Raw genomic sequence first — 12,560 nt, 5'->3', positions numbered from 1 at the left:
ACACATAAACGGCTATGATCTGAAAATACCATTCAATAGAAGAAAAAATAATATAAATAATCAATTAGCCAAGGAGTTGCGCTAACCCCGTTCCAATAAGGTTGATCAGAAAAAATCCGAAAAGGCCAACTGTGAGAATTATGATGCAGTTTAACCAGACAATTCGACGTAGCGTCATTGTTCCCTCACAGTAACAGCTGCTTTGCGGCTCAGTTCGCCCGGCAAGTAGCGAACCTTCAGCTGCGAACCCTTGCTGATATTTCCTGAGACAGTTTGGCTGGCCCACCGGGGTTGCCCATTCGTGTCGGTGAACCGCACCGTCACTCGGGTGACGGGTCGATAGTTCAGCGAATAGCTCTTGGCGCGCGTTACGATCCCGCTGGTAGTTACGCCGCTCCGTTCAACCCGCTCACGCAACCTCGATGCAAGGTGCGAACGACGACGCAGCACTTCGATCAAGAGAACGGCGACAATCCCGCCGACGATGAAGATCACGAAGATCGCATGCCCAACATCGAGGCCACCGAAAGCCTGATACGCGCCGAGAATCGAGCCGGTGCCGTTGGCAATGAAATATACCGGCAACGACCATATCACCATACGGGAAGTCGGCCCCTCCTCATCGACACCGAAGCCGTATATCAGGCTACCGCCGACAATCAGGGGGATTGATGTGATGATGCCAGCAAGCGCAACCCCTTGGGGAACCCAGACTGCGTCGTCGTACATCCCCATCCCGAACATGCCCCAGGAACCGACGAAACCTGCTACGATACCGAGTGCGATGCATAGATATGCAGCGATGCGACGTGTGCGGTTCTTACGCCACCAGCGTGTATCCGGATCGATCAGGCTCATCTTGCAGCCCTCCTTTCCTCGGGTATTAATTGCAATTCAACGCGTGAGCTCACGGCGCTCTTAAAGAACGCCTTCGCTTTCATCGGATGTAGCATTCTTGGTGCTACATATAGCTGCAAGGCGGTCAAGAATGACGGCGTCTTTCTATATACCGATATTCTCATGGGAAATGTGCAATGTATCCCTCTGTCGAAGTTTATTTCCGCCGCCCAAAGCCTTTCCGAAACGTGATCTAATATAAGAATCTTCTTTCTGGTCATTTTTTGCACTCCCCCTTCAAAAAGAGAGGCGAGTTCGGTCTTGCGACCGCGATGCTGCTTCCATATATGCAATCGCGACCGGCAATAGGCCAGCAATTTTCCGAGCGGAGAGGCCAGAACGCGGATGACCGATACCGTTCCCCGAACCGCCCGGAGTCGATGGCGATGAGGCGCAAGCTGGCCAATTGCCTCGACGCCTGATTGACGGATGATCGGGAGACGCCTGCCATCTTGGCGATGGTGTTGATGGCCCGAACAAAAATGCCTAATGCATAATCGGGTATGGAACCGGATATATGGGCGACCCGTATTGAAGGCGCGAAGCTTTCCGATGCTCAAGTTGAAGAGCTTCTTTCGAATATACGCATGCAGTCATTCATTACGCGCGACGAACAGGAGAGGTCGCTGGCTAAGCCGAGGCCATGGACCTTGCGCAACGACGTTGTCGTTTTTGATGTTGATGGACGGGAGCCTGGCATTGTGTTCTCAACTGCAAGCCCCTTTGATACGCCGCGCGAAATGGAGGCTTTGGTTGCCTGGACGCTCAAGGCGATCGATGAGGAAAGCCTGCATCCTCTGCTAAACATCGCCGTGTTTATTGTGAAGTTCCTCGCGATCCACCCGTCCAGGACGGAAATGGGCGGCTTTCGCGGGTCCTCACAACGCTGTTGTTACTACGCGCAGGATATATCTACGTACCTTACGCTTCGCTGGAGCGCATATTGTGTGGAAAACGCAATGTTACGGCCATGGAATTAGCCTTTTCAGCGTACTTCCAGCACTTCGCCGGAATGGCGATCAACTACCACCCGCATTTCGTCGTCGTCGCGATCGACGCCGCGAACGATGAACACGTTTCGGCGGCGGGAGATGCTATCGATTTCGTCCATGCCCTCTCGCTGTGCAATGCGTGCAGCACGACGCTCGCTGATATCGTCGCGATACCTCGGTCTATCGGTTTCGGGTTCTAGCAGACGAATGCCATTCGGGCCAATTTCAATGCTTTGCGCGTGGGCAGGAATGGCGGAAACCATTACCGACATCAATGCTGCGAAGGCTGCAGTTTTATTCATCGTCTATCCAAAAATCACCGGTTGGTATCACCCGCCTTTTGCCATTGACTGTGTACAACAGCTCTATCTCCCGTGAATACTGGCAAATGGCTCAATTCTCCTAACAGCGAGAACGATCTTGTGATTGTTAGCGGTGATTGGGGATGTGGAAAAAAGCCCCGGCAAGTCTCCCAACACGCCGGGGCTACGCGCCGTCACGTGCGGCGAACACGTTTGGCACGCGGATTGAGTGTAACATAAGAACACAGTGTGAGGCATTTCTGACAAAGGTCCGGGGACGGATTAAAGCTCGGACACTGCGTTTGCAGTTGCTCCTGCGACTTCGAATATTAAGCAAACACTGAGGCAGGATAAAGCATCCCGACCGGTGCTTGCAGGTGGCCCGGGGAGAATACTTACTCCTTCGATCCCTCGATATGGGAAATCCATCTACATACGATAAGCGTCGTTTGCCCCGTCCAGGCGGGGTGAACACTCAACCAGAGCCACGTTTCCTTCGTCCTGCCATGCTGAACTACGACAGGTGCCGTATTTTATATCAAGCCGGTTTGGTCAAATGTTCTCCTGCCTTCCGAAGGAGGAAGGCTTGATTGGAGGGAAATATGAAATTCGTAATTATCGCTATGGCTTTACTATTGGCCGGCGCTTCCACAGCTTCTGCTATGGCTAGTTGGAAGCCATCTGAAAGGAACTGTTACGGCGATTTAGGATGCAGGAAGAAATAGAGTGGCTGAATGGGTGCCTGTAAATGTCACCTATTTCTTTCTGCTGGTCAGAGCATCCTCGCCTTCCTGCTTGTGAGCACGACAGAACCACATCTGGCCGTATGTCGTCCTGTAGCCAAAGGTTCCCCACTCCTTGCAACCGTTTGAATCGCAGAGGTGAATGAACAGGCTTCCAGCCTTGGCAACGTGTGCGTTGTCGTTCTTGTATCCGGCCATTATCCCCTCGGCATTTTCGTAATTCCAAACCGGGCATAGCCCTTTGTCATGCAGGCCCGGCATCGCATGCGTCGGTGCAGGTCGACGAACCAGGTATGTGTTCCATATTTGCGCAGGATCATCTCTCTATCGACTGATCCAATGTGCCCGCAGCGGCAACAGAACCCGTATAGCTCGTGCCATTTGAACAGGTCTATGATCCGGGTCGATACCGGCATTTCGGTCAGGTAAGGCGGTCGCGGTTTCATCGATCAAAATACGTCTCCCACGGCCTGGATTTCTTGTCGGTCGGGTCGTAGGGAACGCCGCCGTATAGCTGGATGAACTCTTGCTGGCCTTCCTTGGCCGGGAATTTCACAATCGAGAAGTAATGGCCCTCATGATATACGCAGCCATTCAGCCGACAAACGCCAAGCCGGTGTTCGTCCGCAATCACCTCCAAAAGCCTGATGCGCAGCTCATCGGTCGAGAACAGCACGACCTCAAACGGGTATTGCTGACTGATCAGGGTCTTCGGAGGCTCGCCGCGTGATCTGCCGCTCATTTCACGAACACCGTCGGCTTCCAGCCTCGCGCAAAGCCCACCGACATAGCCAGACTGGCGTACTCGATTTCCTTCACGAGAAAGTCTCTGTCTTTCAAAAGCGCCTCTATCGCAGCCCGCGCATCGCCTTTGTGATAGGCGAGAACCAATTCAATTTCGTCTTCGTATTCATTTCCCTGCGCAACCGCATTCATTGTCCTGCTCCAGTGAAGCAGACACACACGCCACCTAACGTGTCTGGATTTCTTCAGCGCCGCTCGCTGATGTTTCTAAAATGTTCTCATCTGGGGTGAGAGTCAATCGCGATCTTGAAGCTGTGGAAAGGCGGTGGATTGTCTGTGGATTTCCTGTGCGTTTTCATGGCTTACTAAATGGACGATAGTCCTCTGCCAAATGCCATCACAAAAGGAATGCGGGTCGTCCATTCTGGACTTTGGCTGATTTCTACCGCTGACCCGAACAAAAATGCCCAATGTATAATCGGGTATAATCGGATATGAGGGTGACCCGTGTATGAGGGAACCAAAAATCAATCTATCCTAGGACCTCACTAAACTCATAGCAGAAATCGATGAGTTTAAGGGGCGGTGGGATGCGGTAGGTGAACTATTCCCCAGCTCGCATTCTGAAGTACCGCCACGACCTTCAGCCGATGGTTGGTGAGATCTTCAGTGCCCGGAGCGCATTGAGGATGACAGCGACATCAATCACCTCCTGGAGCAACGCACCCTGAACAGGTATTAGATAACCGAACGCTGCTGCGATCATGGCGATTACAGAGAGACCGATCCCCACCACAACACTTTCGATAGCAATGCGCCTTGATCGCTTCGCAATCCCTATCCCGGTGCGAATTGTGTCTATTCTATCAACAAGAAGAACGACATCGGCCGCTTCAGCCGATGCGGCCGCTCCCCTCGCACCCATGGCAACTCCGACATCGGCCGCCGCAAGTGCAGGCGCGTCGTTGACGCCGTCTCCGACCATCATCACTGGGCCGTGCTTGCGCTCGCTGAGTACGGTCAGCACCTTTTGATCCGGTGAAAGATCGGAGTAAATGGCATCAAGCCCCAAACCTCTGGTGATGTGTTTGGCCACTGCAGCGCGATCCCCTGTCGCCAGTACTATTCGCCTTACACCGTCTTTGCGTAAACCGCGTAACGTGTCGACCACATCGCCGCGCAAGGGATCGGCCATGACGATATAGCCCGCAATACTGCCGTCTATTGCGACAGCAACCAAGGCTGCTCCTGCTTCTGTACCAGGGGTTTCGATGGGCTTTGCGTTGGCTTGTCTGTCAACGAAGCTGTGTCCGCCGACAACGACGCTTCTGCCATCAACCCTGCCAGCCACTCCATCTCCCGCCAGCTCGCTGACGTCGGTCGGCAATACAAGATCGATACCGCGCCCCTGAGCCGCAAGTACAAGAGCCTGGGCCATTGGGTGTTTGGACACCTGGTCAAGAGAAGCAGCGAACCGCAATAACTCATTCTCACTGAAATCTGGTTCAACGTAAATCGAAGTTATTTGTGGACGGCCATCGGTCAGTGTCCCGGTCTTGTCCAGCACCAGCGTATTGACGCGGGCCATATTCTCCAATGGACGAGAGCCCTTCACCAATACCCCGAAATGAGCGGCGCGCGACAGTCCCGCAACAAGAGCGACGGGCACCGCCAGGATGAGAGGACATGGCGTCGCCACAACGAGAACGGCTACCGACCTTATCGGATCTCCCGTGAACCACCATGCGCAGAAGGCGATCATAACAGTCACGATCAGAAAACCGACAGACCACTGATCCGCCAGTCTCGACATTGGAGCCTTGGAATGCTGGGCTTCTTCTACGAGGCGAACGATGCCGGCGTAGGTACTGTCTTTCGCTTTGTGCCTGGCAACGATATCGAAAGCATCGCCAGCATTCATTGATCCGCTCAGAACGCCGGCTCCCGATGCAAGCGAAACCGGGAGAGATTCTCCTGTGAGTGCAGACGTGTTTACGAAGGCCTTCGCGGAAGCGATACTTCCGTCGACGGGAATGATATCGCCTTGGCGGATCAGGAGGCGGTCACCCGGACGAACAGTATCAACGGCAATTTCATCGAGATGGTCATCGATATAACGCATTGTCGTTCGGGGTGCACGAGACAGCAAAGCGTGCATCTCACGGCGTGCCCGTCCTTCGGCAAAGCTTTCAAGAAAGGCCCCGCCGGTATACATAAGGGCGACAATCGAAGCCGCCAGCATTTCCCCAAATGCCAGAGCGGCCGACATCGACATCGCCGCGACGATGTCCAGCCCGAACTCCTTTCGCAATAAACTTCGGAGAATTTCGACGAGCAAAGTTGCTAACACTGGCAGAGTGGCGATAGCCCAGGTTAGCCGCGCGCCGTATGAGTAACCGGAGAAGTGCAAGCCGAGCCCGATCACAAGTCCGCACAAGGCAAAAATCAACAGGATTGTTTTTGATCGATCTTCACCCGAAAACCGCATCGTTAGCCTCTCTCCATCTTACAGATCGAGTGAATTCTAGAGCGCGCTGTCTGGCCTCACACTGACTACGATCAATCCTCTTCAAACAAGCTGCAGCCGGTCAACGCGACTTTCCTATATTTACATCCCGGTCACCACCATCGCCAGCGATAGTAAAATCGGCTGGTTTAGTCCGGCCAGCAAGGCAGGCAGGGCAGGAATGGCGATCGTATAGACAACTTGACATCAGTGTACGTAAATAAATCATCCATGAAATGGAAATTGACATTAATGTACATTTCAATTGCATCCATGTAAGGTTGTTGTTAAATCTGTTCCCCTCATGCCTTGAACAGGCGGGCAAGCAAGTTTGCTGTGTTCAGGGCATCCCGTCATTCGGGATGAGGCGATGTGTTTCCGAACAGAAGGAGCCATGATGCAATGTCACAATCTTTCCGTCTTGCCGGGCAGTCCGTAAATCTGTTTCAGAGGAAATTTCATTACTGAGAAACGCGCTCTCGGGGCAGATCTCGCGGCGTCCTGCTCCCGTCATCAGCCGCTAAGAAAAAGGGGAACATCATGAGAAGACTTCTTGCGTCGACGTGTTTTCTGGTTGGTCTTGCAAGCAATTCCACGCCAACTTTTGCGGCTGATTGCGGCAATGTCTCGCTGGCAATGCATATCAATGTACAGAGCGCCGAGGTTCTGGCTTATGTAGATAAGTTTATACTGGAAAACGGCTTTGATTGCACCGTGGAGATGATGCCGGGTGACACAGTGCCGTCAACCACGTCCATGGTCGAAAAAGAGCAGCCCGATGTTTCGCCTGAAACGTGGGTTGATCTTCTGCCCGAAATTGTTCCGCGTGGTCTGAAGGATAACAAGATCGTTGAGGCTGCTAAGGCGCTTCCAGATGGTGGGGTTCAAGGGTGGTGGATCCCAAAATATGTGGCGGACGCACACCCGGATATCAAAACTGTTGAGGACGCACTGAACCATCCCGACCTCTTCCCTGATCCGGAAGACGCAAAAAAAGGTGTGATTTTCAACGGTGCAGAAGGTTGGGGTGCGACCATTGTCACCGCCCAACTTTTCAAGGCTTACAAGGCTGGAGATAAGGGGTTTCGTCTCATGAGTCCCGGTTCTGCAGCTGGTCTCGATGGTGCCATTGCGAAGGCCTATGAACGAAAAGAGGGGTTCATCACCTATTACTGGGCGCCGACTGCACTGCTTGGCAAATACGACCTTGTCAGGCTGGACGTAACGGCCCCGGAAGATCCGGTCGAGTGGAAGCGCTGCATCACCAACCTGGATTGCGCGGATCCGAAACCGGTTCGTTGGCCGACCGATACGATCTATACGCTCTTGACCAAGAAGTTCGCAGATAGCGCCCCGTCGGAAGTTGTCAAATACTTCAATACGCGCGGCTGGAGCAATGAGACGGTGAGTAAACTCATGGCATGGCAGACCGAAAACCAGGCGACGGGCGAAGACGGTTCGAAGCATTTTCTCCAGGAAAACAAGGATATCTGGTCGAAATGGGTTTCCGATGACGTCGCAGAAAAAGTCGAAGCTGCGCTTTGATGAACGTTGAAGCTGCCCGGCATGTGTTGCCGGGCAGCGTTGGTCAAGCACAAAAGATTGGCTGCCAGTCAGCAAACTACATTTCAGGTGGGAAGACGGGCCTTGTCGTGCCCTGGTATCCCCGACCTTGAAGCCTTCGACAATGGGACCAACATGGTCCGTCCCGGGCCGGCTGGCCAGTTCAGTGCGCAGTGACTGTTGCAGCAGCAAGCTTCTTGAGATCCACTATGCCAAGCGGTTTGCCGGCGGCATCGACCACGACAATTGCCTTGCCGTCTCCATGGGCGAGGATCTTTATTGCATCTTCGATAGTCGTCCCCACCGTTACTGTTGGGGCCCTACCGGTTTCATCGGAGTGCAGAGGAACCATGATCGCCTCTACCTGGATGACCCGACCGCGGTTAACTTCCTTGACGAAGTTGGCGACATAGTTGTCCGCCGGACGCAATACGATATCCTGGCTGGTCCCCTGTTGGATGATCTCGCCATCACGCAAGATCGCGATCTGGTCGCCGAGCCGCAACGCTTCGTCGAGATCATGGGTAATGAAGACTATGGTCTTCTTTATCTCCTTTTGCAGATCAAGCAGCACGGATTGCATATCCATGCGGATCAATGGATCCAGCGCGGAATAGGCTTCGTCCATCAGCAGAACCGGCGCATCATTGGCAAGCGCGCGGGCAAGGCCGACACGCTGCTGCATGCCGCCGGAAAGCTGGTTTGGATATTTCTTTTCGAAGCCTTGAAGACCCACTCGCTCGATCCAGCGCATGGCAATATCGACCGCCTTGACGCGTGGCGTGCCTTGAACTTCAAGCCCGTAAAGCGTGTTATCGAGAACGTTGCGATGCGGCAGAAGTGCGAATTTCTGAAATACCATCGCTGTTTGGTGACGACGGAATTCACGCAGCTCCCCGTCGCTCATCTTGACCACGTCGACGCCGTTCACCAAGACTTCGCCGGCAGTAGGATCAATCAACCGGTTGATATGGCGGATCAGTGTCGATTTGCCTGAGCCCGAAAGTCCCATAATGACCTGTATGCAGCCCGCGGGCATCTCGATACTGATGTCCTTCAGGCCAAGAATATGACCATACTGCTCGTTGAGTTCGGCTTTGGTGAGCCCGTTTTGCACGGCTTCCACATGCTTGACGGCATCGGGACCGAATATCTTGTAAAGGTTGCGGATTCTGATCCCATCCAGATCGGCGTTAGCCATGGACCACCTCCTGATGTTTTTGAAGTCTTTTACCGTAAGCCTGGCTGACGCGGTCAAAGATGATCGCGATGCCCACAATCGCAAGGCCGTTGAAGATGCCGAGTGTAAAATACTGGTTTGCGATTGCCTTCAGTACAGGCTGCCCCAGACCCTGTACGCCAATCATGGAAGCGATGACCACCATCGCGAGCGCCATCATGATCGTTTGGTTTATGCCGGCCATAATGGTCGGCAGAGCCAACGGAAGCTGAATCTTGAAGAGCTTCTGTATGTTGGAGGATCCAAAGGCGTCGGCGGCCTCCAGCACGTCCTTGTCGACGAGGCGTATGCCAAGATTGGTTAGGCGGATGATTGGTGGGATCGCATAGATTACCACGGCAATCAGACCTGGTACACGACCGATGCCAAGCAGCATGACGACCGGGATTAGATAGACAAAACTCGGCATGGTCTGCATCACGTCAAGGATCGGGTTGATGACCCGCTGCAAACGCTCCGAACGGGCCATGAGGATGCCGATTGGCAGGCCGATGACGACGGAAAGGACGGTGCACACGAAAATCATCGAGATCGTACGCATGGCATCCTGCCACATGTCGAAATAGCCGATCAGAAGCAGGGTAACAAGTGCACCAAGTACCACTTTGACGCTGCGACTGGCGACCCAGGCAATGGCCAGAATGATCGCAAGAATGATGGGCCAGGGCGTTTGTGTCATGAAACGCTCGGAGATGAGCAGAAATTTCTGCAGCGGCGAAAAGAAGTTCTCGATAGCGTCGCCATAACCGCGCGTGAATGAGCGGAACCCTTCATCGATCGTCTGCTTGAGCGTGCGTAACGCGTCGTCATTCATATGCGGGAATCGGTAAAACCAGTCCATTCGGCTCCCCTTCTTTTAATCTGGCCGTCATGTGCAGCCATTGGCGGACAGGCTGGCGCAGCACGCCGGAGCGTTGCCGTAAAATGCAAATCAGATTGCGCCAGTTTGCTGGCGGGAACAGATTGCGCTCCACACCATGTGTTATCGCGGCGGTCCCTAGAGCGCGTCCTTGACCTTTTCGACGACGTCTTCGGGAACCCACTTGGTCCAGATGTCAGGATTGGCCTTCAGGAACTCTTTCGCCCCGTCTTCGCCCGTCGCTTGATTATCGGCCATCCATGCCAGCATCTTGTTGACGGTGGCGTTCGGCCAGGAGCGAGCCTTCAGGTAGTCATAGGCCGGACCGGAACTTTCGGCGAACTTCCTGGTAACGATGGTATTTACATTATCAGCCGGCCATTCATTGGGTTTCGGATCCGGACAGTTTTCAACCTTGTTGCAGCGGTTCCACTCAGCTTCATCATAAGGGACGCCAGAGGTCAGTCGGACCATGTCATATTTGCCGAGAAGTGCAGTCGGTTCCCAATAATAGCCGATCCAGCCGCGCTTGCGCTCATAGGCATGGATGACAGAACCATCGTGGCCGGCAGCTGATCCCGTATCGACCAGATCGAAACCAGCATCCTTGGCATTATAGGCCTTGTAATATTGGCTTGCGATGATCGTGCCGCCCCAGCCCTGCTGGCCAGCTGACCAGGCGCCCCTGGATGGATCCTCGGGATTGGGGAACAGTTCGGGATGCTTGACGGCGTCCGCAATGGTCTTGATGTCAGGATGCTCGTCAACGATGAATTTGGGAACGTAGATACCCTGAATGCCGCCGTCCACAAATGCCTTTCCTGCGACCAGCAACTTGCCTTCATCAATGTTTTTCTGTGTCACTGGCGGAACAAGGCTAGCCCATGCTTCGGGAGCGACGTCTGGCTGGCCCTTCTCGGCCATGGAGGTGAGCGTCGGCACAGTGTCTCCCAACACAATGCTGGAATCGCAGTCATACCCATTGTGAAGAATGAAGTTATCGACATTGGCGAGGAGTTCGGCCGACGCCCAGTTCATGCTGGCAATGGTGACTGTACCACATTCGGCAGCATTGGATGCCGAACTGACCCCGATCAGCCCAAGAACCATACAGGTCGATGCAAGTAGTTTATTCATTATTGTTCCCTTTTTTGCGGCTTGTTCTTCCGAACGGGACGCCGTTTATCCCGTTCCTGGACCGATCAGGAGCTGCCTCTCAATGCTTTGGCTTTCAAAAAGCCGGCGTTGATCCCGTTAGCGACTGCCGCGTTGAAGCCATCGGCAACCATCGTTTCCAGCGCTTCTGCCGTCGTGCCGCGATAATCCATGAAAGAACGAACGATTTCAGAGGGAGACTGGTTGTCCCTCTCCATCAACCCGCCGGCACCAATTATGACCATCCGTGCAGCCTTGCGCGCCACTTCCGGTGTGAGGCCATGTTCAATAGCGTGTTTCGTCATGGCGTCGGCCAACAGGGCCGGAAAGGCTGGTCCGGAGCCAGTTAGGGCGGTGAAATAGTCGATGTCACGTTCGCTGGTGATTTCGTCTTCAATCCCGCAGGCTCCTAAAATTGTTCTGACGGTCGCACGGTCGCTGTCACTTGATTCCGCGCTCGCTATCCACGGAGTGAAAGACCTGCGGATTTCAGCGGCGGCATTGGGTAAAGCGCGCACGACGCGGTCGGTTTTGTGTCGGCCCACGAGCCGCTCCATACTGACGCCTGCGATCACGGAAATGACAAGCTTGCCACCAGCATCGACATCAACCGCGGTCCAATCGTCGGGTCTCACACACAAAACCACCACATCGCTGGCATCAGCAAGAGCCTGGTTGTCGTGTGTTAAATTCACCCGCGCTTTAAAATCCGGCTTTTTGCTTCGGTAGGAAAGTGTCAGATTTTCTGCTGTGGTTACGCCGGCTTCGAGCAATGCCGAGGTGATGGCGCTCCCGAGCCATCCCGCCCCACCGATTAAGCCAATCTTCAATGCACCCGTCATCGTAACCTCGCTTCCACCTGCTTCAATCCGGCTTGTATCCATGCCTGGCGAAAAAGCGGTTCAGTTCCCTTTGTTCGGGCACCTGTCCGGTATAGATCGCGATATATTCGGGAATTCGCAGCATGCGGGTTGGAATGTCTTCTTTCGATTGCATCGAGATATATCCGATCTGCACCAGATAGGTCGTTCTGGCACGCACATCGGCACTGTTCTCGCTCACACCAAAGCGTATGAACATGCGCTTGAGTGCCTCCATTCTTTGGCGGTCGGCCTCATGGATCTCGGCTAGAAGCTCCTCCGATTGCAGCGCCCAGCTGCGCACGGCGAATTCAAACCTCGAATCGAAAAGATCCTTGTTCAACCAACAATCGAAGACGTTCAACATCGCTTCAGCGAGTGATTCCGCATAGGCTTCGGACTGTTTGACAATACCTCCCGTGTTCTTGTCTCGCCACCGCGCTATCAGTGCGTCGAGCAATTCCTCCCTGTCCTTGAAGAACCAGTAGAAACTGGTTCGCGACAGATTGAGCTTCTTGGCAAGTGGCTGGATCTTCACCGAGTCCACGCCGGATTCCAGCAGCGTCTGATAGGCCGCTTCCAGCCAACCTTCTGCTGATCCTCTCCAACCGCCATCCTGAACAGTCTGGTCCATGACAATACTCCTAACAAAAAGACAGAACTGAACGCAAGTAAAATGTACATATGTGTCAGATCAAC

General features: G+C 53.8%; 12 protein-coding genes. 2 read left to right on the top strand and 10 right to left on the bottom strand.

Translation table 11 applies throughout. From position 1 onward, the window contains the following. Window positions 1–174 precede the first annotated feature (174 nt). Entirely contained in the window at window positions 175–858 is a 684-nt protein-coding gene (locus AAE521_RS13340) for a hypothetical protein (RefSeq protein ID WP_342061552.1), read from the bottom strand. 542 nt (window positions 859–1,400) lie between these two features. On the opposite strand from AAE521_RS13340, the gene AAE521_RS13335 reads away from it, so the two are divergent. Then, window positions 1,401–1,877, top strand: a complete 477-nt coding sequence (locus tag AAE521_RS13335) for a Fic family protein (RefSeq protein WP_342061551.1) — start codon at window positions 1,401–1,403, stop codon at window positions 1,875–1,877. 5 nt (window positions 1,878–1,882) lie between these two features. Here the strand turns inward: AAE521_RS13335 and AAE521_RS13330 are convergent, their stop codons facing one another. From AAE521_RS13330 to AAE521_RS13315, 4 genes are all read right to left on the bottom strand, one after another. Further along, on the bottom strand, window positions 1,883–2,191 hold the full coding sequence (locus tag AAE521_RS13330) for a hypothetical protein (protein ID WP_071632996.1): 309 nt from the start codon (window positions 2,189–2,191) through the stop codon (window positions 1,883–1,885). A 1,185-nt stretch (window positions 2,192–3,376) separates the two neighbouring features. Beyond that, window positions 3,377–3,676 carry a hypothetical protein gene (locus AAE521_RS13325; RefSeq protein ID WP_342061550.1) on the bottom strand — a complete coding sequence of 100 codons (300 nt, stop codon included), beginning with the start codon at window positions 3,674–3,676 and terminating at the stop codon, window positions 3,377–3,379. Continuing rightward, the gene (locus tag AAE521_RS13320) at window positions 3,673–3,870 is read right to left on the bottom strand and encodes a hypothetical protein (RefSeq protein ID WP_342061549.1); all 198 of its coding nucleotides are present in this window, start codon (window positions 3,868–3,870) and stop codon (window positions 3,673–3,675) included. The genes AAE521_RS13325 and AAE521_RS13320 overlap by 4 nt, the downstream gene beginning before the upstream one ends. A 451-nt stretch (window positions 3,871–4,321) precedes the next feature. Further along, complete coding sequence (locus AAE521_RS13315) at window positions 4,322–6,166, bottom strand: heavy metal translocating P-type ATPase (RefSeq protein WP_071632993.1); 1,845 nt, start codon at window positions 6,164–6,166, stop codon at window positions 4,322–4,324. A 558-nt stretch (window positions 6,167–6,724) separates the two neighbouring features. On the opposite strand from AAE521_RS13315, the gene AAE521_RS13310 reads away from it, so the two are divergent. Next, window positions 6,725–7,729 carry a glycine betaine ABC transporter substrate-binding protein gene (locus AAE521_RS13310; protein WP_071632992.1) on the top strand — a complete coding sequence of 335 codons (1,005 nt, stop codon included), beginning with the start codon at window positions 6,725–6,727 and terminating at the stop codon, window positions 7,727–7,729. 181 nt (window positions 7,730–7,910) lie between these two features. On the opposite strand, the gene AAE521_RS13305 is transcribed toward AAE521_RS13310, so the two are convergent. The 5 genes from AAE521_RS13305 to AAE521_RS13285 all read right to left on the bottom strand — a co-directional run bounded on the left by AAE521_RS13305 (window position 7,911) and on the right by AAE521_RS13285 (window position 12,495). Next, complete coding sequence (locus AAE521_RS13305) at window positions 7,911–8,948, bottom strand: quaternary amine ABC transporter ATP-binding protein (protein ID WP_342061548.1); 1,038 nt, start codon at window positions 8,946–8,948, stop codon at window positions 7,911–7,913. Next, the gene (locus AAE521_RS13300) at window positions 8,941–9,828 is read right to left on the bottom strand and encodes an ABC transporter permease (protein WP_071632990.1); all 888 of its coding nucleotides are present in this window, start codon (window positions 9,826–9,828) and stop codon (window positions 8,941–8,943) included. Before AAE521_RS13300 ends, AAE521_RS13305 begins: the two co-directional genes overlap by 8 nt. Before the next feature lie 156 nt (window positions 9,829–9,984). After that, complete coding sequence (locus AAE521_RS13295) at window positions 9,985–10,983, bottom strand: ABC transporter substrate-binding protein (protein ID WP_071632989.1); 999 nt, start codon at window positions 10,981–10,983, stop codon at window positions 9,985–9,987. Window positions 10,984–11,048: 65 nt separating this feature from the next. Continuing rightward, window positions 11,049–11,843 carry a pyrroline-5-carboxylate reductase family protein gene (locus AAE521_RS13290; protein WP_071633012.1) on the bottom strand — a complete coding sequence of 265 codons (795 nt, stop codon included), beginning with the start codon at window positions 11,841–11,843 and terminating at the stop codon, window positions 11,049–11,051. A gap of 22 nt (window positions 11,844–11,865) precedes the next feature. Further along, window positions 11,866–12,495, bottom strand: a complete 630-nt coding sequence (locus AAE521_RS13285) for a TetR/AcrR family transcriptional regulator (RefSeq protein ID WP_071632988.1) — start codon at window positions 12,493–12,495, stop codon at window positions 11,866–11,868. Window positions 12,496–12,560 lie beyond the last annotated feature (65 nt).

The organism is Brucella cytisi (assembly GCF_038433355.1).
In the GTDB taxonomy this organism is placed as follows: domain Bacteria; phylum Pseudomonadota; class Alphaproteobacteria; order Rhizobiales; family Rhizobiaceae; genus Brucella; species Brucella cytisi.
This window is presented reverse-complemented; position numbering and strand designations above follow the sequence as displayed.